Annotated in this window: 25 protein-coding genes; 5 read left to right on the top strand and 20 right to left on the bottom strand. The window is 72.1% G+C overall.

The genetic code is table 11. The annotated features are described in order from the left end of the window. Window positions 1-266: 266 nt before the first annotated feature. Both ACIPXC_RS29910 and ACIPXC_RS29905 read right to left on the bottom strand, forming a co-directional pair. Complete coding sequence (locus ACIPXC_RS29910; protein WP_030961746.1) at window positions 267-941, bottom strand: response regulator transcription factor; 675 nt, start codon at window positions 939-941, stop codon at window positions 267-269. Between the two features lie 17 nt (window positions 942-958). Beyond that, complete coding sequence (locus tag ACIPXC_RS29905) at window positions 959-2,161, bottom strand: sensor histidine kinase (RefSeq protein ID WP_401624309.1); 1,203 nt, start codon at window positions 2,159-2,161, stop codon at window positions 959-961. A 106-nt stretch (window positions 2,162-2,267) separates the two neighbouring features. Here ACIPXC_RS29905 and ACIPXC_RS29900 point away from each other — a divergent pair, with 106 nt between their 5' ends. Then, window positions 2,268-3,257, top strand: coding sequence for an SAM-dependent methyltransferase (locus ACIPXC_RS29900; protein WP_401624307.1), 990 nt, complete (start codon window positions 2,268-2,270; stop codon window positions 3,255-3,257). A 46-nt stretch (window positions 3,258-3,303) separates the two neighbouring features. Here ACIPXC_RS29900 and ACIPXC_RS29895 read toward each other — a convergent pair whose 3' ends face one another. The 5 genes from ACIPXC_RS29895 to ACIPXC_RS29875 form a co-directional block, all read right to left on the bottom strand. Next, window positions 3,304-4,374 carry a C40 family peptidase gene (locus tag ACIPXC_RS29895; protein ID WP_401624305.1) on the bottom strand — a complete coding sequence of 357 codons (1,071 nt, stop codon included), beginning with the start codon at window positions 4,372-4,374 and terminating at the stop codon, window positions 3,304-3,306. Window positions 4,375-4,430: 56 nt separating this feature from the next. Then, window positions 4,431-4,913 (bottom strand): poly-gamma-glutamate biosynthesis protein PgsC/CapC, encoded by a 483-nt coding sequence (locus tag ACIPXC_RS29890; protein ID WP_030028214.1) that lies wholly within the window; start codon window positions 4,911-4,913, stop codon window positions 4,431-4,433. After that, entirely contained in the window at window positions 4,910-6,628 is a 1,719-nt protein-coding gene (pgsB, locus tag ACIPXC_RS29885) for a poly-gamma-glutamate synthase PgsB (protein WP_401624303.1), read from the bottom strand. Before pgsB ends, ACIPXC_RS29890 begins: the two co-directional genes overlap by 4 nt. Window positions 6,629-6,634: 6 nt before the next feature. Next, complete coding sequence (locus ACIPXC_RS29880; protein ID WP_401624342.1) at window positions 6,635-8,875, bottom strand: cache and HAMP domain-containing protein; 2,241 nt, start codon at window positions 8,873-8,875, stop codon at window positions 6,635-6,637. A gap of 125 nt (window positions 8,876-9,000) precedes the next feature. Next, window positions 9,001-10,251, bottom strand: a complete 1,251-nt coding sequence (locus tag ACIPXC_RS29875; RefSeq protein ID WP_401624340.1) for a CapA family protein — start codon at window positions 10,249-10,251, stop codon at window positions 9,001-9,003. A gap of 158 nt (window positions 10,252-10,409) precedes the next feature. On the opposite strand from ACIPXC_RS29875, the gene ACIPXC_RS29870 reads away from it, so the two are divergent. Then, window positions 10,410-11,309 carry a hypothetical protein gene (locus ACIPXC_RS29870; protein WP_401624301.1) on the top strand — a complete coding sequence of 300 codons (900 nt, stop codon included), beginning with the start codon at window positions 10,410-10,412 and terminating at the stop codon, window positions 11,307-11,309. Between the two features lie 138 nt (window positions 11,310-11,447). Here the strand turns inward: ACIPXC_RS29870 and ACIPXC_RS29865 are convergent, their stop codons facing one another. Both ACIPXC_RS29865 and ACIPXC_RS29860 read right to left on the bottom strand, forming a co-directional pair. Then, the gene (locus ACIPXC_RS29865) at window positions 11,448-12,998 is read right to left on the bottom strand and encodes a M28 family metallopeptidase (protein WP_401624299.1); all 1,551 of its coding nucleotides are present in this window, start codon (window positions 12,996-12,998) and stop codon (window positions 11,448-11,450) included. 279 nt (window positions 12,999-13,277) lie between these two features. Continuing rightward, window positions 13,278-14,402 (bottom strand): DUF5937 family protein, encoded by a 1,125-nt coding sequence (locus ACIPXC_RS29860; RefSeq protein WP_401624297.1) that lies wholly within the window; start codon window positions 14,400-14,402, stop codon window positions 13,278-13,280. A 197-nt stretch (window positions 14,403-14,599) separates the two neighbouring features. Here ACIPXC_RS29860 and ACIPXC_RS29855 point away from each other — a divergent pair, with 197 nt between their 5' ends. After that, window positions 14,600-14,809 carry a hypothetical protein gene (locus ACIPXC_RS29855; RefSeq protein WP_401624295.1) on the top strand — a complete coding sequence of 70 codons (210 nt, stop codon included), beginning with the start codon at window positions 14,600-14,602 and terminating at the stop codon, window positions 14,807-14,809. Window positions 14,810-14,889: 80 nt separating this feature from the next. Here ACIPXC_RS29855 and ACIPXC_RS29850 read toward each other — a convergent pair whose 3' ends face one another. The 4 genes from ACIPXC_RS29850 to ACIPXC_RS29835 form a co-directional block, all read right to left on the bottom strand. Continuing rightward, on the bottom strand, window positions 14,890-15,465 hold the full coding sequence (locus ACIPXC_RS29850; RefSeq protein WP_401624293.1) for a GNAT family N-acetyltransferase: 576 nt from the start codon (window positions 15,463-15,465) through the stop codon (window positions 14,890-14,892). Next, the gene (locus tag ACIPXC_RS29845; protein ID WP_401624291.1) at window positions 15,452-16,015 is read right to left on the bottom strand and encodes a lasso peptide biosynthesis B2 protein; all 564 of its coding nucleotides are present in this window, start codon (window positions 16,013-16,015) and stop codon (window positions 15,452-15,454) included. The genes ACIPXC_RS29850 and ACIPXC_RS29845 overlap by 14 nt, the downstream gene beginning before the upstream one ends. Beyond that, window positions 16,015-17,826: an albusnodin/ikarugamycin family macrolactam cyclase gene (locus ACIPXC_RS29840; protein WP_401624289.1), complete on the bottom strand. Its 1,812-nt coding sequence runs from the start codon at window positions 17,824-17,826 to the stop codon at window positions 16,015-16,017. The genes ACIPXC_RS29845 and ACIPXC_RS29840 overlap by 1 nt, the downstream gene beginning before the upstream one ends. A 72-nt stretch (window positions 17,827-17,898) precedes the next feature. Continuing rightward, complete coding sequence (locus ACIPXC_RS29835; RefSeq protein ID WP_401624287.1) at window positions 17,899-18,042, bottom strand: albusnodin family lasso peptide; 144 nt, start codon at window positions 18,040-18,042, stop codon at window positions 17,899-17,901. Window positions 18,043-18,200: 158 nt separating this feature from the next. Between ACIPXC_RS29835 and ACIPXC_RS29830 the strand changes: the two genes are divergently transcribed. Then, window positions 18,201-19,421 (top strand): helix-turn-helix domain-containing protein, encoded by a 1,221-nt coding sequence (locus ACIPXC_RS29830; protein WP_401624285.1) that lies wholly within the window; start codon window positions 18,201-18,203, stop codon window positions 19,419-19,421. Here ACIPXC_RS29830 and ACIPXC_RS29825 read toward each other — a convergent pair. After that, on the bottom strand, window positions 19,418-19,618 hold the full coding sequence (locus tag ACIPXC_RS29825) for a DUF397 domain-containing protein (protein WP_401624283.1): 201 nt from the start codon (window positions 19,616-19,618) through the stop codon (window positions 19,418-19,420). The two genes, ACIPXC_RS29830 and ACIPXC_RS29825, sit on opposite strands and share 4 nt — an antisense overlap. A 14-nt stretch (window positions 19,619-19,632) precedes the next feature. Then, window positions 19,633-20,484: a helix-turn-helix domain-containing protein gene (locus tag ACIPXC_RS29820; RefSeq protein WP_401624281.1), complete on the bottom strand. Its 852-nt coding sequence runs from the start codon at window positions 20,482-20,484 to the stop codon at window positions 19,633-19,635. A 200-nt stretch (window positions 20,485-20,684) separates the two neighbouring features. Between ACIPXC_RS29820 and ACIPXC_RS29815 the strand changes: the two genes are divergently transcribed. Continuing rightward, window positions 20,685-21,122 (top strand): ATP-binding protein, encoded by a 438-nt coding sequence (locus tag ACIPXC_RS29815; protein ID WP_401624279.1) that lies wholly within the window; start codon window positions 20,685-20,687, stop codon window positions 21,120-21,122. A gap of 41 nt (window positions 21,123-21,163) precedes the next feature. On the opposite strand, the gene ACIPXC_RS29810 is transcribed toward ACIPXC_RS29815, so the two are convergent. Genes ACIPXC_RS29810 through ACIPXC_RS29790 form a run of 5 tightly spaced genes read right to left on the bottom strand, consistent with a single transcriptional unit; the run spans window position 21,164 to window position 26,635 of the window. Beyond that, a complete protein-coding gene (locus ACIPXC_RS29810; protein WP_401624277.1) occupies window positions 21,164-21,973 on the bottom strand; it encodes a type III pantothenate kinase in 810 nt (269 codons plus the stop codon). A gap of 3 nt (window positions 21,974-21,976) precedes the next feature. Then, a complete protein-coding gene (gene nadC, locus ACIPXC_RS29805) occupies window positions 21,977-22,945 on the bottom strand; it encodes a carboxylating nicotinate-nucleotide diphosphorylase (protein WP_401624275.1) in 969 nt (322 codons plus the stop codon). A gap of 2 nt (window positions 22,946-22,947) precedes the next feature. Further along, the gene (locus ACIPXC_RS29800; RefSeq protein WP_401624273.1) at window positions 22,948-24,684 is read right to left on the bottom strand and encodes an L-aspartate oxidase; all 1,737 of its coding nucleotides are present in this window, start codon (window positions 24,682-24,684) and stop codon (window positions 22,948-22,950) included. Continuing rightward, the gene (panC, locus tag ACIPXC_RS29795; RefSeq protein ID WP_401624271.1) at window positions 24,681-25,673 is read right to left on the bottom strand and encodes a pantoate--beta-alanine ligase; all 993 of its coding nucleotides are present in this window, start codon (window positions 25,671-25,673) and stop codon (window positions 24,681-24,683) included. Before panC ends, ACIPXC_RS29800 begins: the two co-directional genes overlap by 4 nt. Continuing rightward, window positions 25,670-26,635, bottom strand: coding sequence for a Rossmann-like and DUF2520 domain-containing protein (locus tag ACIPXC_RS29790; RefSeq protein ID WP_401624269.1), 966 nt, complete (start codon window positions 26,633-26,635; stop codon window positions 25,670-25,672). The genes panC and ACIPXC_RS29790 overlap by 4 nt, the downstream gene beginning before the upstream one ends. Window position 26,636: the final 1 nt, after the last annotated feature.

Below are 26,636 nucleotides of genomic sequence, written 5' to 3'. Positions count from 1 at the left end.
CCGGCCCGCGGCGGCAGTCCGGCCCTGCCTGCGGCGGCTGTCCGTCCCGGCCCGCGGCGGTTGTCCGGTCCGGCCTGCCGCGCTGTCCGGTCCGGCCCGCCGCGCTGTCCGTCCCGGCCCGCGGGGGGCTGTCCGGTCCGGCCCGCGGGGGGCTGTCCGGTCCGGCCCGCGGCGGCAGTCCGGCCCTGCCTGCGGCGGCTGTCCGTCCCGGCCCGCGGCGGTTGTCCGGTCCGGCCCGCCGCGCTGTCCGGTCCGGCCCGCGGCGGTTATCCGGCCCCGCCGCCCGCGCGGACCAGGCCCGTTTCGTAGGCCAGGACGACGACCTGGACGCGGTCGCGCAGGCCCAGCTTGGTCAGGATGCGGCCCACGTGGGTCTTCACCGTCGCCTCCGACAGGACCAGCCGAGCCGCGATCTCGCCGTTCGACAGCCCCTGCGCCACCAGCAGCATCACCTCGCGCTCGCGCTCCGTCAGCCGCTCGATCTCCTTGTGCTCCGGTTCCTGCGTCGTCGTCGGCAGCATCGGGGCGAAACGGTCCAGCAGGCGCCGCGTCGTCGACGGGGCCACCACCGCGTCCCCGCTGTGCACCGAGCGGATGGCGCCCAGCAGTTCGGCCGGCGGCACGTCCTTCAGCATGAAGCCGCTCGCGCCCGCCTTCAGGCCCGAGAAGGCGTACTCGTCCAGGTCGAAGGTGGTCAGGATGATCACCTTCGGGTGTTCCTCGGGCTCGCAGATCCGCCGCGTGGCCTCGACACCGTCGAGCCTCGGCATGCGGACGTCCATCAGCACCACGTCCACCTTCGTGGCCCGCAGCACCTCCAGAGCCTCCAGCCCGTCACCCGCCTCGGCGACGACCTCCATGTCGGGCTGGGCGGCGAGCACCATGCGGAAGCCGGTGCGCAGCAGGACCTGGTCGTCGACCAGCATCACTCGGATGGACATCAGTTACCTCGTCCTCGTCATCTCTTCTTCAGGGGCAGCAGTGCGCTGATCCGGAAGCCGCCACCGGGCCGCGGCCCCGCGTCCAGGGTTCCGCCGACCATACCGATCCGCTCGCGCATGCCGATCAGCCCGTGTCCGGCGCCGTCCGCGCCGCCGTCCTCGTACAGCTCGTGGGCCGCGCCCCGGCCGTCGTCCTCGACCAGCAGGCCGAGCCCGTCGTCGAAGTAGACGAGCCGGACACTGGCCTTCGCTTCGGGGCCGCCGTGCTTGCGGGTGTTGGTCAGCGCCTCCTGCACGATCCGGTACGCCGTCAGCTCGACGCCGCTGGGCAGCGGCCGCGGGGCGCCCTCGACCTCGAAGTCCACCGTCAGCCCGGCCGCCCGCACCTGCTCGACCAGGACCTCGATCTGTTCGACGTCGGGCTGCGGCACGTAGTCCTCGGACTCCTGCGGCTCGCCCGTGCGCAGGACGCCGAGCAGCCGGCGCATCTCGGCGAGGGCCTGGCGGCCGGTCCCCGAGATGGTCTGCAGGGCCTCCTTGGCCTGCTCGGGGGCCACGTCCATGACGTACGCGGCGCCGTCCGCCTGGACCACCATCACCGAGACGTTGTGCGCGACGACGTCGTGCAGCTCGCGGGCGATCCGGGCGCGCTCGGCGGCCACGGCCACCTTGGACTGGGCCTCTCGCTCCTTCTCCAGCCGCTGGTTGCGCTCGCCCAGCTGGGCGTAATAGGCCCGCCGGGTGCGCAGGGAGTCGCCCAGCACCCAGGCCAGGACGAAGGGGACGATCATGAAGACGGCGAAGAGGACGTTGTCGACGTCGTTGGCGCCCTTGTCCACGCCGTACCGAAGGAAGTAGAGCGGCGCCGCCACCAGCCCCCAGCCCAGCGCGGTGCGCGAGACCCAGCGCGGGACCTCGCTCGCGGCGACCGTGTAGAGGATCACGAACATGGCGATGTCGTAGAACCCGGCGACGATCCCCGCGGCCAGCTGGAGCAGGCCCGCCGCGAGGGTGAGCCAGAACATCGCCTGCGTCCACTTGCGGCGCAGGGCCAGGGCCGTGCTCAGCGCGATCACCACCGGGACGGCGACGATCTTCAGGGGCCGGCTGATGTCGGGCTCGCCCGTGACGTTCAGCATCGAGACACCGAAGAAGAGCACAGCCCAGAAGCAGTCGACGCCCGTCGGGTGTCTGCGGAGGAAGTCGTAGAGGCGCTGCACGTAACCCAGAGTAGGGAACGGTGATAGGTGCTGGAGTCAACCAGAGGTCCGAACCTGACACCGGGGACATACTCCCCAAGGTGGAGGGTGAGCATAGCCTTCGGTGATGAGCACTTCTGGTGGACCCGGCGCAGCGGTCCGGTGGCGCAGCGCGATGGAAGCGGCGCTGTACGGGCCCGGCGGCTTCTACGTGCGCCCCACGGGCCCCGGTCCCGCAGGCCACTTCCGTACCTCGGTGCACGCCTCCGCCCTCTACGCGGCGGCCGTGGCCAGGCTGCTGCGGTGGGTCGACGCGGAGCTCGGGCACCCGCCGCGGTTCGACCTCGTCGACATGGGCGCCGGCCGGGCCGAACTGCTGTCCGGGGTGCTCGCCGCACTGGACCCGCAGACGGCGGCGCGGGTGCGCCCGTACGCCGTGGAGCGGGCGCCGCGGCCCGAGGGGCTCGACCCGCGGATCCACTGGACCGGGGAGCCGCCCGAGGGCGTGACCGGGCTGCTCTTCGCCAACGAGTGGCTGGACAACGTCCCCCTCGACATCGCCGAGGACGGGCACTACGTACTGGTCGCGCCGGACGGTACGGAGAGCCGCGGCGGCCCGCTGGAGGACGCGGACCGGGCCTGGCTGGAGCGCTGGTGGCCGGGTGGCGGCCGGGCGGAGATCGGCCGCCCGCGCGACGAGGCCTGGGCGGCGGCCACCCGGACCCTGGAGCGGGGGCTGGCGGTGGCGGTGGACTACGCCCACACCCGCCGGGCCCGGCCCCCGTTCGGCACCCTGACGGGATTCCGGGGCGGCCGGGAGGTCGCGCCGGTCCCGGACGGCGGCTGCGACATCACCGCCCACGTGGCGCTCGACGCCTGCGCCGGACCGGGCGCGGTCCTGCTGACGCAAGCCGAGGCGCTGAGCGCCCTCGGCGTCTCGGGCGCCCGCCCCCCGCTCGCCCTGGCCTCCTCGGACCCGGCGGCCTACGTACGGGCCCTGGCCTCGGCCGGTGAGGCGGCGGAACTGACCTCACCGGCCGGACTGGGCGCCTTCGGCTGGCTGGTGCAGCCGGTGGCGGTGCGGGCCTGGCCGTGGGACGGGCCCGGCGGGAGCTGACGCACGCAGCGCGCGAGCGCCCCTGAAGCCGCTTACGGCAAGCCCCTCACAGCCGCTTCGCGCTGCGCAGGGTCGTGGCGTAGTAGCCGTTGCCGTCGAGACGCGAGGTGCCGCCCTTGTCGCCGATGGTCGGGCCGTTGGCCTCCTCCCGGCTGGAGATGAAGATCTTGTGGCCGTCGGTGTCCGTGCCCAGGTAGATGCCCGTGTGGTCGAGGCGGTCCCCGGTGCGCGCGTCGAGCTTGAAGAACAGCAGGTCGCCCGGCTGGATGACGTCGATGTTCACGGGCCGGTCCTGCGGGCCGACGCCCTTGAGGGGGAGGACGTCGGTGCCGAGGGCGGCGCGGGCCATGGCGTTCGCGGTGCGCGGCAGACCGGAGCCGGGCTTGTCGCCGGACAGGAGCGGGTACCGGGCGCGGTATCCGAAGACGGTGCGGACGAAGCCGGAGCAGTCCATCGACCGGTACCGGGCGGTCTGGGGCTGCTTCTTGGTGCCGTCGCGGAAGTTGTACGGCGTGCCGAGGTAGTCGTAGAAGTCCGACTGCTCCAGGCGCAGGTCGTTGCCGGCCGAGCCGTTGGGGTTGAGCGGCCCGAAGGAGGCGTCGCCCGCGTACGAGGTGCCCTGCGCGTCCTTCTTCACGGGGGCCTGGTCGCCGTACTGGAAGGCCATCGCGAAGATGTCGTCCTCCTGGCTGCCGAAGTACTTCTTGAACCACTCCTTGAACCACGCCTCGTTCTCCGCGCCCGCCTTCCAGGGCTCCGGCATGAGGCGTACCCAGTTCTCGGTCACGACCCTGGCCGTGGTGTTGGCCGGCTCGGTGAAGGTGCGGCTGGGCCCGGTGAGGGTGGCCGTGCGGGCGCCGTCGGTGAAGGTGGCGAGCACCTGACCGCTGCCGTCGCGCACCACCGACCGGTCGGGGCTGGAGAGCCGCTCCCACTTCTGGGCACCCGCCTCGCCCGAGCCGGCCACGACGTTTCCGTCGACGACCTGGACGGCGGGCGCCTTGGCCTGCTCCTGCGCACGGAGCGTGTAGGTGAGGTACCCGCTGCCCGCGATCAGGGCGATCAGGGTCGCCGCGTGCAGTGCGGAACGTGTGCGGCTCTTCGACTTGGCGGTCATGCGAGGGGCTCCGGAGCGGTTGGGGAGGGGCACGGCGCGGGCACGGTTCTGCCCGGCTAAGCGGCCGGCATGACGCCGAGCAGGATGCCGGCGGTCAGCACGACGTACGTCATGAGCGTGGTGCTGCCGGTGGCGAGCAGGGTGGCACCCTTCGGCTGGCGGACGAGCTGGTAGCCGATCAGGCCGGGCACGATGAAGCCCAGGGTCTGGTTCGCGTAGAGGAGGGGGAACTCCATCTGGAGCACGATCACCACGGTGGCCTGGAGCAGGACGCCGAGCAGCACGACGGCCGCGAACAAGCGCTTGCCGTAGAGGATCACGAAGCGCTGCACGACCAGCGTCAGCGCGTACGTCGCGACGGTCACGCCGACCACGAGGGCGGCTCGCTGGAGGTCCTCCAGGAGGGTCAGCGCGAGCCAGCCCGGTGTGATCATCCCGCCGGGGGAGAGGTTGGTGGTGAGGTAGCAGACGAGTGAGAACAGCAGACCCAGGGCTATGCCGATCGCGGCGATCTCGGGGGTGAGGACGGCGGGGATCAACGGGGTTCTCCTGGGGTGTGCCGTTGCCCCTGCGGGGGGCCCGGGTGGATCTGCGGCCGCGGCGGTTGCTGCTGCGGCCAGGCCGGTACGTGCGTGGCGCCGCGGATGCCGTGAGAGTCGGGGGCGGGGCCTTGCGGGTGCGGGTCCTGCGGGTGCCGGGCCTGCGGGTGCGGGTCCTGTGTGTGCGGGTCCTGCGGGTGCGGGTCCTGCGGGTGCGGGGCCTGCGGGTGCGGGGCCTGCCTGTGCGGGGCCTGCGGGTGCGGGTCCTGCGTGCGCGGGTCCTGCGGGTGCGGGGCCTGTGTGTACGGGGCCTGCGGGTGCGGGTCCTGCGGGTGCCGGGCCTGTGTGTACGGGGCCTGCGGGTGCGTGGCCTGCTGCGGGTACGGGGCGTGGCCGTAGGGGCTCCGGGGGTGCGGGACCGGGGTGTACGGGTCCTGGCCGTAGGCGGTGTCCGCGTGCGGGGGGACGGGCTGGTCGGTCCGGGCCGCCGGGACGGCCTCCCGCACAGGCCCCCCGTCCTCGGAGTCGGCCGCCTCGTCCGCCGGCAGCTCGGCGAGGTGCTCCAGCAGCACCTCGCCCTGACCGTGGATGTTGCCGATGGCGACGAGCGAGGAGCTGGGACCGAGGTGCCCCAGCAACTCCTGCATGAACTCCTCGCCGTCGCGGTGGTCGCCGCCGAGGTCGACGGCGCGGTCGCGCCACTCGGCCGGGATCGCGTCGATGGCGCTCTTGGCGGGGTGGCCGATCACGAAGACCTTGTCCGGCCGCAGTTCAGGGATGATCGCGCCCATCTGGCCGTTGCGCTCGACCCGGTCGGGCCGGCAGTTGATGACCACGCTCAGGGGGCGGTCCACCGCACCCAGGTCCAGCAGCTGGTTGATGTTCATCAGCGTCGACTCGGGGTCGTTCGCCGCGAAGACGTTGGCGAACCGCAGCCGCTTCCCGCCGGGGGCCAGGTACCGCTCGACCGAGAGCACACCAGGGTCCGGCGGGGCCTCGTACATCCCGCGCAGGGCGGTCTCCCGGTCGACGCCGAGAAGCTCGGCGACCAGGAGCGCGATGGCGACGTTCTCCTTGAAGGTGAACCAGCTGAAGCCGCGCAGCTCCTCGTCGCTGACGGTGTCGGGGTCGGCGTACAGCAGCCGGCAGCCACGGGCGTCGGCCTCCTCCTGGAGGACGTCGAAGCGCTCCTTCTCGGCGGTGACGCAGATCCCGCCGTACGGCATCGACCGGGACAGGGAGCGCGCGATGTCGTCGAGGGTCGGGCCCATTTCGGCGACGTGGTCCTCGCGGACGTTGCACAGGACGCCGATGGTCGACTGGATCAGCTTGGACTGGTTGATCTCCTGGAGCGCCGGCATGACCGCCATGCACTCCATGACGAGCGCGTCCGGACGGTAGGCGGAGGCGCGTCGCACGATGCCGATCTGCTCCACGACGTTGGCGATGCCGAACTTGCGGTAGACCGGCTCCTCGGTGGCGTCCGGGTGGATGAACCGGGCCGCCGTGCCGGTGGTCTTGGCGACCGTGGTCAGACCGCCGCCGCGCAGCGCCCCCGCGCACAGCCGGGTGATGGAGCTCTTGCCGCGGATGCCGTTGACCAGCACCCGGTTCGGTATGCGGTGCAGGCTGGCGAAGTGCCGCCGCTGTTCCACGATGCCCGCGACGAGCATGATCGCGCAGCAGGCGAGCAGCACGCAGTAGAGGAAGAGCACGGGGGATCAGTTCCTTCCGGCCGGTGCGGGCGCTCGCCCGCCGGCCTGCTTGCGCTGCTGCTGGAGCTGCTGGCGGATGATCTCCAGGCTCCGCGTCACGGCGCCCACCTCGTCGTGGTGGCGCGGGTACAGGACGGTGCGGCGGTCGCCGTCGGCGAGCGCCTCGGCGCGCCGGGCGAGCTCGCGCAGCGGGGCGACCACGATGATCTGGAGCCAGCCCAGGCAGGCCGCGCCGACCGCGAAGCCGAGCAGGCCGGCGAGCACGGTGCGGTTCTGCAGGCTGTACTCGTGGATGGCCAGGCCCTTGGCGGACTGCCAGCTGACCACGGTCCAGTCCAGGGGCTTGGCGGCGCCGCCGCCCACGAACGGCGCGGCTGCCGCGATGACGTGGTCGCCGCCGCTGCGGTACAGGACGCTGCCGGGCCGCGGGGACATGCCGACCTTGAGGGCGGAGCCCTCGACGAGGGCGTCGAGCCGCTCGTCGCCGAGCTTCTCGAAGGCGCGGTAGCCGTTGTTGGAGGCGATGACCCTGTGCTGGGAGTCGACCACCCGGATCTCACCCAGACCCGGCCGCTTGAGCAGCGAGTTGAGGAAGTCGATGCGCAACTCGCCGACGACCGCCGAGCCGCTCTGGCCCGGGAGCTGGGCGGTCGCGACGACGACCGGCTTCTTGCCGCCGTCGTGGAGGGCGATCGGCTCCTTGCGGGGGCCCTTGGCGCCGGTGGTGGCCTGCGGCGCGCCGCCGGCCTGGGCGAGGACCTTGCCGTCGGCGTCGAGCACGTAGAGGGACTCGTAGCGCAGGTGTTCCCGGGCCGTGCGTTCCAGGACGGCGGTCATGTGCTGCGGGGCCGTGTCGTCGCCCAACAGCGAGGCGACGGACTGCAGGTCGGCCTGGCCCTCGTTGAGGGCGCGCCGGATCCGGTCGTTGAGGGTGTCGGTGCGCTCCCGCTGGTCGTTGACCAGCTGTTGCGGTACGACGACGTCCGCGCCGGCCCGGTTGATCAGCAGGCCCAGCGGCACGCACCAGGCCAGGAGCAGGACACCGCACAGGGCGAGGAGGGTGCGGGCGCCCGTACGGCGCTTCCGCCTGCCGGAGGGGGCGGGCGGCCCGGGTGCGTCCTGGTCCGTCAGCTGGTTGCGCAACCGCTCCAGGGCGGTCCCGATCCGGGCCGCCTCGCTCCCGTGGGGGACGGACACCGGGCGGGTCAGGTCACCGCGGGTCAGTCGGCGGCTCTCCAGGAACAGGGTGATCAGCGGCCGTTGCACGGTGCCGACGAGCAGAGCGACGACCAGGGCGCCGACCAGCAGCAGGGCGCCGGCCAGGACCAGCCCGGCGAAGGCGTCGGAGGTGCGGGCGGGGTTCTGCGCGACGTTGACCATGGCGACGACGGTCAGTTCCAGGCTGGTGGCGCTGGTGCCGACGCCCGGTTCGGGTCCGGCGAGGCGGGCGTAGCCCGCGGCGGCGCGTTCGCCTCCCCATTCGCCTCCGGTCAGGCTGCCGCTGACGCCGAGGAAGCCGCCGGAGCCGGGCTCCTTCGTGGTCAGGGGATTGGCCTTGGTCCGCTTCGCCGCGGTCTTGGCGAAGGAGCGCAGCTGCTTGGTGTCGCGTTTGACCTCGGCGCGCTGCAGGTCGGTGAGGACCATTTCGGGCTCGGGGATGCCGTCGTTGCTGAGCACCGTGCCGTCGGAGCCGACGACGGCGATGGCACGGAAGTTGCCGAGGCTGATGCCGGGGAAGCGCAGGCTGCTGGAGGCGATCAGCAGCTGTTGGGGCTGGTCCTTCCAGGACAGCAGGGAGAGGGTGAGCAGCCGGGTCTCGCCGTTGGACAGTTTCACCATGCGGGGGGCCAGGCCGCCCTCGCCGGTGAGCCGGGTGCGGTCGATCGCGGTCAGGGGAAGGTTCTCGCCGCGGGCGGCCAGCAGCCGACCCGAGCTGATCTCGACGACCGCGGTGCCCCGCCACTTCTGGTAGACGCTGCCTATCTTGTCGAGCACGGCGTCCGGGGGGACGGGCTTCCCGGCGGAGAAGAGGGCCGCGGCCCGGTCGAGGTCGGTGACACTCTCGTCCAGTGAGGCGCGCAGAGCGACCGCGCCGTCCTCGGCGAAGTGCTGCTGGGAGGTGAGCACCGCGGCGGGCAGCCGGCCCTCGCGGACGTTGCCCAGGGTCACCGCGGTGAACCCCGCCAGGGCGAGCAGCAGCACCGACAGCACGGTGATCGGCGGCCTGATGCCGCCGAGCAGCGACATGTCGGCCCTGCGGCCGGCCTTGTGCCGCCGCTTGCTGCGGGGTGCGGCCACGGGTGGTTGTCCTTCCTGGGACGGTTCGGAGAGCGGGGAGGTCGTGCGTTCGCCTTCTGGTGTACGGGACGGGGTCACCCGGGCAGCCCCCGCAGGGGGCGCAGCCCGTCCTTGCCGGCGCCGCGGTTGAGCATGGTGCCCTGGGTGCGTTCGAAGGCCAGCCGGTAGCGGGCGCGCTGCTCCGGCAGCAGGCCGCTGTCCTTGCCGAGGGCCTCCACGACATCGACCAGGCGGTGGTCGCGGACCGGCTGCCGGTCCGCGCCGGGCAGCTCCGATCCCGGAGCGGCCTCGGGGTCCGGCGGGATGTCGGTGAAGGTGGGCACGAAGCGGGCCTGTACGTCCCACGTGCCGTTCTTCTCGCTGAACTCGAACCAGCCGATGGCGCCCTCCTCGGTCAGACCGCTGGGCACGTCGTGGCGGGCGAGCTGGTTGCCCAGCCCGTAGGCGACCCACGTGCCGTCGACCTTCTCCATCGGCTGTACGACGTGGGCGTGGTGGCCGATGACCAGGTTGATCCCGGTCTCCTTGGCGATCTTGCGGGCCAGTTCCAGTTGAGGGTTGCTCGGGTTCGGCTGGTGTTCGCGGCCCCAGTGGATGGAGAGGATCACGACCTCGGCGCCGGCCGCGCGGGCCTTCTTCTCGGCTGCGGCGATGGCCTTGAAGCTGGTGAGGTTGGCCAGCCAGGGCTTGTCCTTCGGGACCTCGCGCCCGTTGAAGCCGAAGGCGAAGGAGATCTGGCCGACCTTGACGCCCTTGACGTCGAGGATCAGAGGTGTGTCGTGCTCTTCCTGGCTGCGGGCGGATCCGGTGTGCTTGAGGCCCTCGCCGTCCAGCGTGTCCAGGGTGCGGAACACACCGTCCGGTCCGTGGTCGAGGGTGTGGTTCGAGGCCGTCGAGCAGGTGTCGTAGCCGACGTTCTTGATCGCCTTGGCGATCTGCGGCGGGACGAGGAAGTCGGGGTAGGTCTGGAAGGGGCCGTTCGGCTTGCCCAGCACCGGCTCCATGTGGCAGATACCGAGGTCGGCCTTGCTGATGACCGGTTTGACCCCCGCCATGATCCGGTCGAAGTCGTACCCCGTGTGCCCGGCGGCCTTGGCGTCCCGGGCGGCCTGGTCGGTCAGCTGCGGGTGGATGAGGATGTCACCCGCGGCGGCGACGGTGAAGGAGCGGCCCGCGCCCTTGGCGCCGGCGCCCGCGGCACCGCCCGACGACTCCTGGTCCTCCTGCGGGCCGCCGAGGAGGCCGCACCCCGCGAGCGAGAGGCTCAGCGGGAGGACGAGGAGCACCGCGCGGGTCAGGGCGGGGGCCGGACGGGGAAAGGCGATGTTCACTCAGCTATTTTCAGCCAGTGAAGACTGTGAAGTTCACAAGGAGTGTAACGATTGGCGTGATCTTGTGCGGCGTGGTCGCGGCACTGGTGACCTACGCCGCTTTTGAATCAACCAATTCGGTCGAAAAGGGGGCCGCCGCCTCACCGTCGCCTGTGGCGGAGGACATAGATCTACTCACCCGCGTTACCGGCTTCGCCGGGGAGTTCGGCGTGAAGGGCGGCTATCGCACGCCCACGCAGACCGAGAAGACGATCATTGTCGAGGCCGTTTCCGACCTTTTTGACGGGAATATCGACATGGCGCGTACCCGGTTGGCCGAGGTGGACTACAGGCTCGACACCTTCACCGACACGGCCGGCGGACGCCGCTTCGCGGAGGTCTCCGACGCGGCGGGCCGGTCCGGATCCGCCAACCGCGGCTGGGGCCGCGTCTACGTCGACCTCGGCGCGCCTCCCCGCTGGTCCGTCCAGATCCCGCATCCCGTCGCCGATCAGGGGACCGAGCGGCTCGGGGCCAGGGTCCTGCGCGGCGCCCCCGGCGGGGTCATGGTCATGGCGGGGGCCCACCGTACGGCGGGTTCGGTGTCGGACTCGGGCGCGGCGGAAGCGGAGGGGGCGGGCGACGAGGCGGACGACGGAGGCGAGGGGAACCCGGCCGACATGGCGCACCGCACCGACTCGGTCTTCCACGCGGTGGTCGCCGAGCTCACCAGGCGCGGCCTGCCGGGCATCCAGCTGCACGGCTTCGCCGACGACTCCGTCCCCGGCAGCGACTCCGTCGTCTCCACCGGAGCGGGGAGCCGGGCGGTCCCGGACGCCGAACGGCTCGCCGACCGGCTGGCCGGCCAGGACGTCGCGGTGTGCCGGGCGTGGTCCGCCACGTGCAAGCTGTCGGGCCGGACCAATGAGCAGGGCCGGCTCGCCGCCCGGCACGGGACCCGCTTCCTGCACGTGGAACTGAGCCGGACCCTCCGCTCCGGCTCCCGCCGGATGGACGAGACCGCCCAGGCGATCACGTACGTCACCACGAGGTGGTCGCGGGATACCCGCTAGAGCTGTGACCAGTGCGGTGACCCGGTGCTGTGACCAGTGCTGTGACCCGGTGGACCTCTGCGGTCGCAGCACCGGGAGCGGCGAGGGGGCCGGGATCCCGTTCGCGGGATCCCGGCCCCCTCGGCCGACGGCGTGCGACTACTGCGTGACCTCGTCGTGGCCCGTGTGCAGACCGCCGCCACCGCCGCTGCCGCCGGGGGTCGGCGTCGAGACGACCGGCTTCGACAGCGGGGCGAGGTCGTGGGCGTAGTGGCCGACCGCGTCCGCGATGATGTCGACGTTGATGTCGAGCGCCTTGTGGTCGATGTTGGTGATGTCGTCACCCTCGCCGTGGTAGTTCACGTCGTAGGCGACACCGGCCTGGCCGCCGAACTTCGCGGCCTCCTCGGGCGTCTTGATGCCCTCGGCGCCGGTGAAGGTGCCGCCGGACGGGATGCCCACCTCGATGAACGGGCCGTAGTCCGAGCGGCCGGAGAAGTCGGTGCCCGCGTGCGGGATCTTCTTCGAGTCGAGGAAGTCGGTGATCCCCTTCTCCAGCTGGGCGGAGCCCTCCGGGCCGGGGCCCGCGCCGACGCCGTCCGAGTCGTCGCCGTCGTACACGAAGTACGCGGCGTTCGGCGAGGCGATCATGTCGAAGTTCAGGTAGAGCTTGATCTGCTTCTTCTGCGCGTCCGTCAGGCCGCCGACGTACGCCTCGGAGCCGAGCAGGCCGAACTCCTCCGCCGACCACCAGGCGAACTTGACCTTGTTCTTGACCTTCTTCTGCTCGCTCGCGAGCCGCTGGGCGACCTGGAGGATGCCGGCCGAGCCGGAACCGTTGTCGTTGATGCCCGGCCCGGCCGCGACCGAGTCGAGGTGCGCGCCGAGGAAGACGGTGTTGTTCTCGTCGCCGCCCTTTGTCTCGGCGATGACGTTGAAGGTCTTGCGGTTCTCGCGCAGCTCGCGGATGTCGAGGGTCAGCTCGACCGGACCGGCGGCGGCCTCGGCGGCCAGCTTCTCGCCGTCCTCCTGGGTGATGCCGCCGGTCGGGACCTTGCCGACGGTCGGGTCGCCCAGGGTGCCGTTCAGGGCGCCCGCGGTGTTGTTGTAGATGACCGCGCCGACCGCGCCGGCCGCCGCCGCGTTGGCCTGCTTGGCCGCGAAGGTGCAGCCACCGCGCTTGATCAGGGCGATCCTGCCGGTGAAGCCGCCGGCGGCGAAGTCGCCCGGCTCGCAGCCGTTCGTCCCGTCCGCGTCGACCGGGGCGACGGCGACCTCGGCCGTCACGCCGCCCTCGGGGGTGCTCGTCGTGTATGTCATCAGGTGCATCGGGACGTCACGCCCGTTCGCGCCGTTCACCGTGAGCTCCTCGGCGAGGGTCTCGACGTACACGAAGTCGAACTCGTTGCGGGTGACCGTGTAGCCGGCCGCCTTCATCACGGCCTCGACGTACTTGGCCGACTGCTCGTGGCCCTTGGAACCGGCCGCGCGGTTGCCGTTGTTGTAGTCGGCGATCGACTGGAAGACCTTGAGGTGGTTGAAGGCTCCCTTGCCGGTCGCGTTCTTGACCAGCTTCCGGGCCAGCGCGTCCGCCCTGGCGGCGTCGCTCTGCGGGCTGGTGGCACCGGCCGGTCCGGCGAGCAGCAGGGGCGAGACGAGGGCCGCGGCTGCCAGGGCGGCGGTTGCTGCGGCTATACGGCGTGAGGGCATGAAGGTCCTTCCACGACTGGGCGAGCAGGGCGGGGCGGAGCTGGGCACGACGGGCGGAACGAGGTGGATCCGGGCACGACGGGCGGAGCAGGGCACAGCGCGGCGGAACGCGACGGACCGGACGTGCGGACGCGGTGCGCGTTACGTGGGCGAACAGTGAGCGCACGTTAGACAGCAAGTGGCCATCATGGCCAGAGTTTTCGCTGATTTCGGTTTATGAATTCCGTATATCGGTGACTCTGGGCCGGTCGAATCCAGCCATCCACCTGCCGGTTGGTGCTAGCGGAGGATGCCCTCGATGAAGTCGGAGCCGATACGGGCGACCGTACCCAGATCCAACTGGTGCTGGGCATAACGGCCTTGCCTTCGCGTATGCATCAGACCGGCCCTTTTCAGGACGGCCAGGTGCCGCGACACCTCCGGCGCGGTGATCCCGTGCACGTTCGCCAGCTCGCTCGTCGTGTACGGGGCCCGGGCCAGACTCCGGCACAGCAGCATCCGCATCGGGTGCGCCAGGGCCTCCATCCGCAGCTGCAGCAGCTCCACCGAGCCCGGCCCGGAAGCCGGCCCGGGGGTGCCGAGCGGATAGTGGACCACCGGCCGCCAGTCCGGTGCGTGCAGCACCAGCAGATGCGGCCAGCCGAAGTTGGTCGGTACGAAGACGAGGCCGCTGCCTATTCGGGGATCGGTCGCCGTGGCCGTCCCGTGGACCATCTTGTCGGCCGTGATCGTGGTGAGGTCCTCGTCGACGCTCAGGGCCGTCGAGACGTCCCTCAGCGCGGCCGCCAGGCCCTTGCGGCGCAGCAGCTCGGCCTTGTGCCGGGCGTCGGCGCTCTGCCCCGGCTCCAGACGCTCCCACGTCTGCGCGAAGAACGCCTCGTCGCAGTCCTCCAGGAGCCGCCTGAGCCACACCCGCACGGCCGCGGTGTCGTCCAGCAGCCGCACGGAGAAGGCCAGCTGGCGCGGCCCGCGGGCGGCGGCCAGCTCCAGCGCCCTGGCCCTCGCCGCCGGATCCTTCAGCGGCGAGGGCCCGCCGCCCTCGTTGTAGAGCGCCAGCCGGCAGTGCTCCAGCGCGGCCCCGACGAACCGCTCGTCGTCCAGCCGGTCGAGTACGTCGAGCTCCTCGGCCAGCGTCGCCGCCGGCAGCCCGGCCTCCCCGGGGATCCCGGCGAACGGCATGAAGATGTCGGAGAAGGAGCTGCGCCACAGGAAGTCGGCCTCCAGCAGACGGTCCGCGAGACACGGATCGAGGGAGGCGGAGGTGGCGGTGGTCCAGGAGGTGAGCCGCGGGTGGTGGGCCGGCTGCGAGAGCGCGTGCAGGGCCATGCAGAGCTCCGCGAGCGGGGAGGGCGCGAAGACGATCCGCTCAGCGGGGAGCCCGGCGATGTCGATGGTGACGCTCATCGGGCCATTCTGTCCGTTCCCGCACGTCGGGGACGTCCGCTCCGGCCGTCCGGAGCCTCCGTACGGGTGGCCGTACGGGCCCCGGCACGGCCGCCGGACGAGTGATCGTCACCGCCCGGGGCGGCTGCGGGCCGGGACGATTGACGCGGACCGTCAACCGTCGTGCGGGACGGGGCCGACGGGGTGAGGGTGGAGTCATGACAGCGATAGAGCAGTACCTCATCGACACCTACCGCGCGTCCCAGCACGGCGCCCCCATGCCCCCGCCGCCAGGCCGGGACGACATGGCCGTGCTCCGCGCGGCCCGCTCCTACCAGCAGTTCCGGGCCGTCCTGGACGGCGGCGAGGCCCGCCACCCCTGGCGGGCCGCCCTGCGCCGCATGCTGAGCCGCCCGCACCCGTGCTGAACCGTGCCCGGGAGTGACCAGCGACTTCCGGACGGTGGCTGCCGGCCGGTGGCAGCCCGCCGCCCCGCGCGCGGGGCGGGTCAACGCCCGAAGAGCGCCTTGACCGCGGAGGGCCCTGAGAACTCGCGGGCCAGCGCATCCATGATCACCTCATCGCAGACCTCGCCCAGCCAGTACCCGGCCTCGCGCAATACCCCGGCCCGCTGGAATCCGGCCCGCTCGTAGGCCGTGATCCCGCCCGTGTTGGGCGCCAGCACCTTGAGCCAGACCATGCGCAGGTTGCTGACGTGGAAGGCGTAGTCCAGGGTCAGGCGGGTGGCCTCGGTGCCCAGACCCCGGCCACGGGCCTCCTTGCCGAGCATGATGACGAACTCGGCCGTCCGTACGGCGTCGTCGGGCAGCAGGGTGGTGACGCCGACCGGCTGCGGCTCATCGCCGGCCAGGTCGTAGACCGTGAAGCGTACGTTCGAGCCGCGGAGCTGGTGTGCCATGCCCTCGGCCCGCGCCTCCAGGGACTCGGGGGCTTGGCGCCCGTACCCGACCAGCAGCGACGGATCCTGCTCCCACGCCCAGTACGTCTCGATCAGGTCGGCCCGGTAGGGCCCGAGCCCGCAGGTTTCGGTGGCGATCCACAGCGTCGGTTCAGGCTGTGTCACAGTGGTCTCCGATCGTGAGGACGGGCGTGTAGGCGCTGGTCGATGCGGGTTCGGCCACGGCGGTTCCGTCGGCGGTGGTGATCCACGCGTGCAGCCTGACCGGGTCCGGGGCGACACCGTGGCACCAGATGACGGACCGGCGCCCCAAGGCGAGCAGGAGGACCACAGCTGCGGATTCTTCCAGGCAGGCGGTCCGGGCGGGGGAGAACCAGGCGGCGCGGCGGATGGCGCGGACGGCGGACGTCGCCTGCGCGTGTGTGGCGGGCGTCCTGGCCCTCGATGTGGCAGTGTGCATGGCCCATGCGATGCGCCGCAGTGCGGTCTCCCGGCTTCCTGTCGCCTTGATGACGGAGACGGCGGCGAGGGCGGCGGCAGCGGCAGGTCGCCAGGTTCCGCGTGGCGCGGTGAGGCCGGCGGGGTGCTCGGCGCTCCCCCAGCTCGCCCTGGGCGCGGTCGTGGGGCCGGGGTCGGCAGGGATCAGGCAGTGGACGCGCCCGGTGTCGTAGTCGATGACCACCTGAACGTGTCCGAAGTCCACGGACCTCTCCATCACGCCACCTTTCTGTGGGTGGGCAGGACCCACTCGGGTTCGGGTGATCTGGCGATGGCGCACAGCCAGGCGTCGGCCGTCAGCGCCTGCTCGATCGTCGCGAGAGGCATCGGCACCCCGGCGGCGGCTTGGCGGACCTGCTCACGAAAGCGCCGACCGTCGATCAGGCCGAGCGCGGCCAGGTTCGTGCCTGCGCTGTCGAGGAGTTCGGGAAGTGCGGCGCGCAGCCCGCTGTAGTGGTCGGCCTCCAACGATCCCTTCGTTGTCCTGGTCGTGAGGGCGGGGGGCAGGACGTCCCTGAAAGCCCGGGTCAGCAATGGCTTGTAGGCGTACAAGGGTGGACGTTGCGTGAGTGGAGTCCGCAGCACCGCGTCTACCACGAACGAGTCGAGGAACGGGTTGTGCAGGTCGATCCCGCAGGTGCGGGCCAGCTCGGCGTCGGCCGCCGCTGTGCGTGCCACTTCCCTGATCTCGTCCACGAGCGTGCGTACCGAGGCGTCCAGACCTGGCAGCGGGTCAGGAGCGGCGGCGTACTCCTCGACGGTCCGGGTGAGGAGCCGCACAGCAGGAGGGAGGGCCCACTGAGGCAGTGGGGAGGTGGGGAACCACTCGACGTTTCCCCGGTTCCGACGCTCCTTCTTCCCGCTGTTCAGGGCTGCAGCGAGTCCGGACAGAGCCTGTTCCCGAGTGGTGGCTGCCATACGGGCGGCGTCGCGCAGCAGAGGGACGACAGAGGTGTGGCGCAGTCGCGCCCATCCAGTTGCTTCTCGTAGGGCCTGGCCGTAGCGGCGCTCACGGACGAGGTCCGCAAGACGGGCGGGGGGTTGGAAGAGGACACTGTCCCCGCCGTCGCCGGTCAGATGGGTGCGTGTTCCGAGCGTGGTGTGCATCCAACGGAGTTGGGCTCGCAGACGTGCCTGAGTGATCGTGGAGGGGGCTGGTTCGTCCGTCACGAGCACGTCTGTGAGACCGGTGTACGGGCGGTGCTCGTCGCCGAGCGCGAGGAGCTGGTGGCGGATGCGGCCTTGGGACGCTTCGGCGGCGAGACGTGCGTAGTGGAGGTCGGCGCCGTCCAGGACGCCCTGTGGGTGGATGGTGACGCCGTTGATCGGGTTGCGCATCGCCCGGGAGGCGAGAACGGAGAGTGTGGTGGAGTCCAGCCCGCCCGAAAGGTCGCTGGACAGCGCCGGGTCGGCCTGAACGCGGAGCCTTACCGAGGCGGTCAGGGCGTTGCGCAGACGCAGGGGCGGCGGCGGACCGGTCAAGGGGTCGGGACGCCATACGGTGCTGCATGTGGAGGGGCGGCCGCTCGCGGGGAGTGCGATACGGCTACCGGGAGGTAGCCGGCGGACGTCGGTGAAGAAACAGCGGTCGCCGGCCGGCATCGGCAGGGACGGAGCGAGCACGGCGCACACCAGACGCTTCGTGTCGATGCCTTTGCCCGCCAGCGCGGCCAGGTGGCGGGCTGACGTCGACCACGCCCACGTGTGCCCCCAGCGGACCGCGTAGAGGGGCAGTGCGGCGGCTGGATCGGTGTGGAGTACTACGCCGTCCTCCACCTCCTCAAGGACCGCGTATGCACCCGGCCACTGCCAGGCCACCCCCGGGGGTAAGGGCCGGTGCGCGAGGTCCTGCACCGCCTCACCGGCCGCTCCGCACGGACCGATGACGTGGATGCATCGGCCGGGGCGCTGCGCGGTGCGCACGGGTAGTTCGCCGATCCGCCACATGGACGATGAAGGGGTGACGGTCTGGGCGCCGAGTGGGCGCGGGAGGCCGGGGAGGGCGGCACTGAATCCTCCGACGGGCATGGGGGTCCTCCGGGTCCGGAAGGCGAACGCGGTCCCGGACCGGAGGCCAGGACCGCGCTCGACGGGTGAAGGTCAGGAGTTGTAGGCCCGGCGCTTGTCCTCGCTGTTGCCGCCGCCCTGGCCCTCGGTCAGGGCGGCGACGTCGCCCAGGTCGACGGTGGTCGCCTTCTTCTCAGCCGTTTCGGTGGTGTCGTTCGCGTCATCGGTGGCGTTCATGGCGGTGCTCCTCTCGGTTGGTTCGACTGGTACGTGGCGGCCTCCGGGATCCCGTGCCGACGTGATCCGATACGCCGCCTCCGTCCGGTGACACCTTGGCCTTCACGGCACGAACCGTTCCACTGCCGCGTCCTATAGGGCCGCCCTATATTGCGGGGATGGAGCCGGACCTGGACGTGTGGGCACACCCTGGTTTGCGTGCCGCTGTGGCTGCGGGGGACTGGTCGGCGGTGCTGCGGACGTGGCGGGAGTTGACACGCATGAGCCAGAGCAAGTTGGGCGCCCTGGTGGGCCTCGCGCAACCCGATGTCTCGGCGATCGAGAACCGGCGCCGAGCGGTGACGTCGGTCGAAGTACGCCAGAGGATCCTCGAAGGGCTATGCGTGCCCGTCGAGCTGCTCGCTGGTGCGGTCGAGAAGTTGCCTATGCCCTCGCTCGTGCTGCCGGGGCTGGTCTCCGAAGCGATGTCCGACCGGCTGACGCGCATCAAACACGGCGGACTTCGTCTGGACGCCGCTTCTCTGGACTCGCTGGAAGACTTACTGGCCGCACACCGAAGGGCAGAGGACACGCTCGGCTCTCACGCGTTGTTCGGCGTGGTGACCGCGCAGTTCCAGCAGGTGGCAGGGTTCTACGCACAGGCCCGCGGGCCCTTGGCAGACCGTCTGGTGAAGGTGATGGCCGAGTACGCCCAGTTCCTTGCCTGGATGGCCCAGGACCAGGACAACGCCCCGGTGGCGCTGGGATGGTTCGACCGCTCCTACGACTGGGCCCTGGAGTCGGGCTACGGAGACATGGCGGCCACCACGATGAGCATGAAGGCGCATCTGGCGTGGTCCGGAGGCAACGGGCGGCGCTGCGTGCGACTCGCCGAGGCGGCGGCCTCGATGCCGGGCGCGGGTGAGGCCACCAGGGCCATGGCAGTGCAGATGGCCGGAAGGGGGCACGCCCTGGTGGGCGAGGCCGACGAGGCGTACCGCAGGCTCGATGAGGCTCAGGGGATCATCGCGGGCGCCACCGATGCTCCGCCGTGGCTGTACTTCTACGGTGAGCCCTGGTTCTCGGCCCAGCGGGGCATGGCCGAGCTGCACCTGGGGCGATGGCGCACCGCAGCGGGGAACCTGACAAGGGGCCTCGCCGGGCTCGCACCGTCATACCGCCGCGACCGGGCTTGGTACGGCGCATGTCTGGCGCACGCCCACGCCGGCTTCGGCGAGTCCGCTGCCGCGCTGGAGGCGGCGCTGGCGGCTGTACCGGACGCGGCAGAACTGGGGCGACCGCACGCTTGGGGTGAGCTGCACACGGTCGCGGGACTACTGCTCCGGCGAGGAGGCCCCGAGGGACGGGTGCTGTTCGATGCACTGGCGGCCCTGGACTAGTGCTGTCGCCCCCACGGGGCGCTCTTGACCGTCTGGAGGAATGCCGTCCACGCAGTCGGGGAGACGGTGAGGTGGTCCACGCCGGGGTCGGCGCTGCCGGCCACCTTCACGGCGGCGTCCGGGGCTGTGGTCGCCACGTGCACACAGGCTTCGCCCTCTTGGCAGAACGACGACTTTCGCCAGCTGAGCTGAGTCATGGGGATTCCTCGGTTCACAGGGTGTGCAGGATGCTGTGGATGAAGTCCCTGCTCTTGCCGGGCGTGAGGGCGGCGCCCTCCATGCGGTCCAGGAGCAGCCGGTACTTGGCGAGCTGGGCCTCGGCGTCGACCAGCACCGGCCCGTGGGACTGGTCGAGGTGGACGGTGTCGAGCTGCGGTACGGGTCCGTGGACGTAGTAGATCGACTGGCCGGACCCCGGGAAGGAACCCGCGTCGAACGGGATCACCATGATCCGGACATGCTCCAGCTCTCCCATCTCCAGCAGGTGCGCGAGCTGAGCCTTCACGACGGCGTTCCCGCCGAACTTCATCCGCAGGGCCGCCTCGTGGATGATCGCCCGGTACGGGACCGGCACGGCGCGGTGGAGGACGGCCTGCCGCTTGATCCGGTGGTCGACGCGGTGCTCCACGTCGCCCCGGGGCAGCGGCGGCAGCACGTGCCCGAAGATCTCCCGGGCGTGCTCCGCCGTCTGCAGCAGGCCGGGCACGTGGACGGTGTAAGCGGCGCGCAGCGCCAGACCGTGGTGCTCCAGCTCGGCGAGGTCGAGGAGGCCAGGCGGCAGGATCCCCCGGTACTGCTCCCACCAGCCCTTCGTACGGTCGCCCGCCATCGCGGCCAGTGCGTCGATGAGCCCGGGGTCGCAGACGGAGTACACCTGCGCCATGGCGTGGACGCGTTCGGGGCTCACTCCGAACCTGCCCGTCTCCACATTGCTCAGCTGCCCCTGGCTGGTGCCGAGTTGACGTGCGGCCTCGGTCGCCGTGAGCCCAGAGCGTTCCCGCAACTTGCGCAGCTCAACGGCGACGCGGACGCGCCGGGCCGTCAGTGCTACCCGCCCCGCCATGGCACTCCCTTCCGGCGACTGACTCACTCACACGAGCGAATGAGGGCCTGGATCCCACGAGATCCGCGCAAATAACACTTGCGCGACCCTAATCTGGGACGCAGGCCACCCCGCCCGGAAGTACCCCGCTCGACGGAGCGGCACGGTCACCGGGCAGCGAGTACGAAGCGACCAACACCCCTCCGTGATCGGAGACTTCCATGCCTGCCACCGTATCTCCGTCGTGGGCCTACAGCCTGCAACTCCCGCAAGATCCCCGCGCCCCCGGCCTCGCCCGCCAGACCCTGCGCTCCGTACTCCGGACGCACGCGATGAGTGAACTCGTGGAGACGGCCGAGCTGTTGGCCGGTGAGCTGCTGGCCAACGCCTACCTCTACTCCGACGGCCCGTACACGCTCCGGCTCCGGGCCATGGGGTCCACCCGGCTGCGTGTCAGCGTCTGGGACAGCAATCCGCACATCCCTGCACCCTTCGGAACGGACCCACCCGTCGCGGCACCGCAGCCGGGCGCCGAGCGGGGCCGCGGGCTGTTCCTCGTACGGGCGTACGCCGCCAACTGGGGCGGCTATCCGCTCGGCGGGACGGGGCTGTACGGGGACGCCGGGGGAAAGCTGCTGTGGGTCGAAGTCCGCGCCTGACCGGGAGGGCGGCCGCGTCCGCGGCCCCCCTCCCGGCGGCGTCACTCGAAGTTCGGCGCGTTGCGCTGGTACACCAGCCGCAGCCCGATCAGCGTCAGCCACGGCTCGTGGTCGTCGATCACCGACGACTCGCCCAGCACCATCGGGGCCAGCCCGCCGGTCGCGATGACCCGGACGTCTTCCGGATCGCCGTTCGGCCCGGCCAGCTCCCTGGCCATCCGGGCCACGACCCCGTCGACCTGACCCGCGAAACCGTAGATCACGCCCGACTGCATCGCCTCGACCGTGGACTTGCCGATCACGTGGCGCGGCCGGGCCAGCTCGATCTTGCGCAGCTGCGCGCCCCGCACGCCGAGCGCCTCCATCGAGATCTCTATCCCCGGGGCGATCACCCCGCCCACGTACTCGCCCTTCGCGGACACCGCGTCGAAGGTGGTCGCCGTACCGAAGTCGACCACGATCGCCGGACCGCCGTAGAGCTCGACCGCCGCGACCGCGTTGATGATGCGGTCCGCGCCGACCTCCTTCGGGTTGTCCATGAGGATCGGCACGCCCGTCTTGACGCCCGGCTCCACCAGCACCGCCGGCACGTCGCCGTAGTAGCGCCGGGTGACCTCGCGCAGCTCGTGCAGGACCGACGGCACCGTCGAACAGATCGCGATGCCGTGGATCCCGTCGCCGAGCTCGCTGCCGAGCATCGGGTGCATGCCCATCAGGCCCTGCATCAGCACGGCCATCTCGTCGGCCGTGCGCCGCGGGTCGGTCGAGATGCGCCAGTGCTCGACGATCTCGTCACCGTCGAACAGGCCCAGGACCGTGTGGGTGTTGCCCACGTCGATGGTGAGGAGCACCGGTTACACCGCCTCGCGCAGATCGAGACCGATGTCCAGGATCGGCGAGGAGTGGGTCAGCCCGCCGACCGCCAGGTAGTCCACACCGGTCTCCGCGTACGCCCGGGCGGTGTCCAGCGTGAGGCGCCCGGAGGACTCCAGCACCGCCCGGCCGGCCACCAGCGTGACGGCCTCCTCGGTCTCCGGGACCGTGAAGTTGTCCAGCAGGATCAGGTCGGCGCCCGCGTCCAGGACCTCGCGGACCTGGTGCATCGTGTCCACCTCGACCTCGATCGGGACCTCCGGGAAGGCCTCGCGCACCGCGGTGAAGGCCTGCGCGACACCGCCCGCGGCGACCACGTGGTTGTCCTTCACCAGCGCCGCGTCCGACAGCGACATGCGGTGGTTGACGCCGCCGCCGCAGCGGACCGCGTACTTCTCCAGCGAACGCAGGCCCGGCGTCGTCTTGCGGGTGTCGCGGACCCTGGCCTTCGTGCCCTCCAGCACGTCCGCCCAGCGGCGGGTGGCCGTCGCGATGCCCGACAGGCGGCACAGGATGTTCAGCGCGCTGCGCTCGGCCGTCAGCAGGTCACGGGTGCGGGCGCGGACCGACAGCAGCACCTCGCCGGCCTTGACGGTGTCGCCGTCCTCCGCGTGCCGCTCCACCTCGAAGGCCTCCGTGCACACCACGGAGAACACCGCCTCGGCGATGCGCAGGCCCGCGACGACGCCGTCCTCGCGGGCGACGAAGTCGGCGACGGCCTCCGCGTCCTCGGGGACCGTGGCCACGGTGGTGACGTCCACGCCGCCGTCGAGGTCCTCGGAGAGCGCCATGTGGGCGATGTCCTCGACCTCGATGGGGTCCAGGCCCGCGTCCGCGAGCAGCTGGGCCAGCGCCGGGTCGAGGCCGCTCTCCTCGCCGTCGCCGCAGGCGCAGTCGTCGCCGCAGCCGCCGTCGTTCTGGTCGATCAGGGGAAGTTCGGGGGTGCTCACGGTCACTGCTCCAGGCTCGGGGTGCTCAGGGGGTGCACGGACGGGAAGTCCGCGGAGTCGGTGGGTACGACGACCAGGGCCCGCTTCTCGGTGGCCGAGAGCCGGACCACGAGGTGGCGGCGCCACCGCGCATCGTCCCGGTCCGGGTGGTCCTCGCGCCAGTGGCAGCCGCGGGTCTCCTCGCGGCGCCGTGCGGCGGCGACCAGGACCCGCGCCACGCACAGCAGGTTCGTGGCCTCCCAGGTGTCCACACCGGGTTCGGCGGTCTTGCCGTGCGCTTCGAGATCGTTCAGGGCGGTGGCGTACAGCCCCTCCAGGGCCTCGGCCGCCGCCGCCAGCGAGCGGGCGGAGCGGAGCACGCCCGCGCCGTCCGTCATGATCCGCTGGATCTCGTACCGGGCCCCGGCGGGCTGCAGCGGCCCGGTCGAGGGCACCGGTACGCCGGGGCCGCCCCCGCCGTACTCCTGCGCGGTGATGTCCTCGGCGATCCGCTCGGCGAAGACCAGCCCCTCCAGCAGGGAGTTGGAGGCCAGCCGGTTCGCGCCGTGCACTCCTGTGCAGGCCACCTCGCCGCACGCGTACAGGCCGGGGACGGTGGTGCGGCCGTGCAGGTCGGTCCGTACGCCGCCGGAGGCGTAGTGCGCGGCGGGCGCCACCGGGATCGGCTTGGTCACCGGGTCGATGCCGTGCGAGCGGCAGGCGGCCAGGATCGTGGGGAAGCGCTGCTCCCACATCTCGGCGCCGAAGTGCCGGGCGTCCAGGTACATGTGCTGCGCGCCCTGCTCCTGCATGCGGCGCATGATGCCCTTGGCGACGATGTCGCGCGGGGCCAGCTCGGCCAGCTCGTGCTGGCCGACCATGAAGCGCACGCCGTCCGCGTCGACGAGGTGGGCGCCCTCGCCCCGCACGGCCTCCGACACCAGCGGCTGCTGGCCCTCGGCGTCCGGGCCGAGGAACAGCACCGTCGGGTGGAACTGCACGAACTCCAGGTCCGAGACCTCCGCCCCGGCGCGCAGCGCGAGCGCCACCCCGTCACCGGTGGACACCGACGGGTTCGTCGTCGCCGAGAAGACCTGGCCCATGCCGCCGGTCGCCAGGATCACGGCGGGCGCGTGGACGGCGCCGACGCCGTCGTGCTGGCCCTCGCCCATGACGTGCAGGGTGACACCGGCCGTACGGCCCCGGGCGTCCTGGAGGAGGTCGAGGACGAGCGCGTTCTCCACGGTCTCTATGCCCGCGGCGTGCACGGCCTCGACCAGCGCCCGCGAGATCTCGGCGCCGGTGGCGTCGCCGCCCGCGTGCGCGATCCGCCGGCGGTGGTGGCCGCCCTCGCGGGTCAGCTCTATCTCCCCGGTCTCGGCGGAGGTGTCGAAGACTGCACCGGCCGCGATCAGCCGCCGCACCGCGTCCGGGCCCTCGGTGACGAGCAGCCGTACGGCCTCCTCGTCGCACAGGCCGGCGCCCGCGACCAGGGTGTCGTCGAGGTGCTGCTCGGGGGTGTCGCCCTCGCCGAGGGCCGCGGCGATGCCGCCCTGGGCCCAGCGGGTGGAGCCGTCGTCGAGCCGGGCCTTGGTGACCACGACGGTACGGCGGCCCGCGGCCGCGCAGCGCAGCGCGGCGGTCAGCCCCGCCACGCCGGAGCCGACGACCACGACGTCGGCGTCCAGGGACCAGCCGGGCGCCGGGGCGTGCAACCGTATGCCGGTGCTGCCTGCGGGGCCTCTGCCAGGGGTGCTCACGAGTGTGCTCCGAATTCCAATGGGATGTTGTCGATCAGCCGGGTCGTGCCCACCTTCGCGGCGACCGCCAGTACGGCCTGCCCGGTGAAGCCGGGACCGGCCTCGGTGAAGTCCTGCGGGTCCACCAGCGCCAGGTAGTCCAGCACGAGGGGCGGCTCCGAGCGGGCCGCGTCGGCCAGTACGTGGCCCGCCGCGGCCCGGACCGCGTCCGGCAGGCCCGTACAGGCCGCCGAGACGGCGTGCGCGTCGGCCGAGGCGCGGATCTCGCCCAGCCGGGCCAGGGCGGTGGCCCGCTCGTCGGTGGCCGGGGCGGCCTCGGCGCGGGCCCGCAGCGCGGCCTGTGCGGCGAGCCGGTCACGGCCCGCGAACAGGGCCCGGGACAGCGCCAGGGCGGTCTGCCGGTCCGCGGGGGAGAGGTAGCGGTTGCGGGACGACAGCGCCAGCCCGTCCTCCTCGCGGACGGTCGGTACGCCGACCACCTCGACGGGGAAGTTCAGGTCGGTCACCATCCGCCGGATCAGGGCCAGTTGCTGCGCGTCCTTCTGGCCGAACAGGGCGAGGTCGGGCCGGGTCAGGTGGAGCAGCTTGGCGACGACGGTCAGCATCCCGTCGAAGTGGCCGGGCCGGGTGGCCCCTTCGAGGCGCTCGCCCATCGGGCCGGCACTGATCCGCACCTGCGGCTCCCCGCCCGGGTAGACCTCCTCGACGGCGGGGGCGAACACGGCGTCGGCGCCCGCCTCCCGGGCGATCGCCAGGTCCGCGTCGAGGGTGCGGGGGTAGCGGTCGAGGTCCTCGCCCGCCCCGAACTGCAGCGGGTTGACGAAGACGGTGACGACGACCTGCCCCTCGGGCCCGGCCGCCTCACGGGCGGTCCGGATCAGGGTGGCGTGGCCCTCGTGGAGGGCGCCCATGGTCATCACGACGGCCCGCCGCCCGGTGCGCGGCAGCTCGTGCAGCTCGTCGGCGGTGTGCAGCAGCAGCTCGGTCACTGGTCGCCCCCGTCAGGGTCCGTGTCGGCGAGTACACCGAGCAGGTCCTCGGCGAGTTCGGGCTTGAGCAGACCGTGGGCGAGGGCCCGGTCGGCGGTGGTGCGGGCCATGGCCAGGTATCCGGCGACCGTGCCCGGTGCGTGCCGGCGCAGCTCCGAGACGTGCGCGGCGACCGTACCGGCGTCTCCGCGGGCCACCGGCCCGGTCAGGGCCGCGTCGCCGGACCGCAGGGCGTTGTCGAGGGCCGCTCCGAGCAGCGGGCCGAGCATCCGGTCGGGGTGCGCGACCCCGGCCTTGCGCAGCAGCTCCAGGGACTGGGCGACCAGGGTGACGAGGTGGTTCGCGCCGAGGGCCAGCGCCGCGTGGTAGAGCGCCCGGTTCTCCTCCGCGATCCATTCGGGCTCCCCGCCCATCTCGATGACCAGGGCCTCGGCGGCCAGCCGCAGCTCGTCGGGGGCGGTGACGCCGAAGGAGCAGCCGGCCAGCCGCTGCACGTCGACCTCGGTGCCGGTGAAGGTCATCGCGGGGTGCAGGGCCAGCGGCAGGGCGCCCGCACGGCGCGCCGGGTCGAGCACGGCGGTCCCGTACCGGCCCGAGGTGTGCACGAGCAGCTGTCCGGGCCGGACCGCCCCGGTCTCCGCGAGCCCCTCCACGAGCGACGGCAGCGCGTCGTCGGGGACGGTCAGCAGGACCAGGTCGGCCAGCTCCAGCACCTGTGCGGGTGGCACGAGCGGCACGTCGGGCAGCATGCGCGCGGCGCGGCGCACGGAGGCGTCGGAGACGCCCGACACGGCGACGGGACGGTGGCCCGCCTGCTGGAGCGCACGGGCCAGGGCGGGGCCGACCCGCCCCGCCCCGACGACGCCGACGGCGAGCCGGGCAGGGCGTGGCTGCTGTGATGGATTCACGCGGGGAATGCCTTCCGTTCCAGTCCGCGGGGGTACCGGACGATACGCCGCCATG

The sequence above is a fragment of the Streptomyces sp. NPDC090021 genome (assembly GCF_044748225.1).
In the GTDB taxonomy this organism is placed as follows: Bacteria; Actinomycetota; Actinomycetes; order Streptomycetales; family Streptomycetaceae; genus Streptomyces.
This window is presented reverse-complemented; position numbering and strand designations above follow the sequence as displayed.

Excerpts from the sequence above, each read along its gene's own strand:
- ACIPXC_RS29910 (WP_030961746.1), bottom strand. The coding sequence starts at position 941 with ATGTCCATCCGAGTGATGCTGGTCGACGACCAGGTCCTGCTGCGCACC.
- ACIPXC_RS29900 (WP_401624307.1), top strand. The coding sequence starts at position 2,268 with ATGAGCACTTCTGGTGGACCCGGCGCAGCGGTCCGGTGGCGCAGCGCG.
- ACIPXC_RS29895 (WP_401624305.1), bottom strand. The coding sequence starts at position 4,374 with ATGACCGCCAAGTCGAAGAGCCGCACACGTTCCGCACTGCACGCGGCG.
- ACIPXC_RS29880 (WP_401624342.1), bottom strand. The coding sequence starts at position 8,875 with ATGTCGCTGCTCGGCGGCATCAGGCCGCCGATCACCGTGCTGTCGGTG.
- ACIPXC_RS29865 (WP_401624299.1), bottom strand. The coding sequence starts at position 12,998 with ATGCCCTCACGCCGTATAGCCGCAGCAACCGCCGCCCTGGCAGCCGCG.
- ACIPXC_RS29860 (WP_401624297.1), bottom strand. The coding sequence starts at position 14,402 with ATGAGCGTCACCATCGACATCGCCGGGCTCCCCGCTGAGCGGATCGTC.
- ACIPXC_RS29855 (WP_401624295.1), top strand. The coding sequence starts at position 14,600 with ATGACAGCGATAGAGCAGTACCTCATCGACACCTACCGCGCGTCCCAG.
- ACIPXC_RS29845 (WP_401624291.1), bottom strand. The coding sequence starts at position 16,015 with ATGGAGAGGTCCGTGGACTTCGGACACGTTCAGGTGGTCATCGACTAC.
- ACIPXC_RS29840 (WP_401624289.1), bottom strand. The coding sequence starts at position 17,826 with ATGCCCGTCGGAGGATTCAGTGCCGCCCTCCCCGGCCTCCCGCGCCCA.
- ACIPXC_RS29835 (WP_401624287.1), bottom strand. The coding sequence starts at position 18,042 with ATGAACGCCACCGATGACGCGAACGACACCACCGAAACGGCTGAGAAG.
- ACIPXC_RS29830 (WP_401624285.1), top strand. The coding sequence starts at position 18,201 with ATGGAGCCGGACCTGGACGTGTGGGCACACCCTGGTTTGCGTGCCGCT.
- ACIPXC_RS29825 (WP_401624283.1), bottom strand. The coding sequence starts at position 19,618 with ATGACTCAGCTCAGCTGGCGAAAGTCGTCGTTCTGCCAAGAGGGCGAA.
- ACIPXC_RS29820 (WP_401624281.1), bottom strand. The coding sequence starts at position 20,484 with ATGGCGGGGCGGGTAGCACTGACGGCCCGGCGCGTCCGCGTCGCCGTT.
- ACIPXC_RS29815 (WP_401624279.1), top strand. The coding sequence starts at position 20,685 with ATGCCTGCCACCGTATCTCCGTCGTGGGCCTACAGCCTGCAACTCCCG.
- ACIPXC_RS29790 (WP_401624269.1), bottom strand. The coding sequence starts at position 26,635 with ATGGCGGCGTATCGTCCGGTACCCCCGCGGACTGGAACGGAAGGCATT.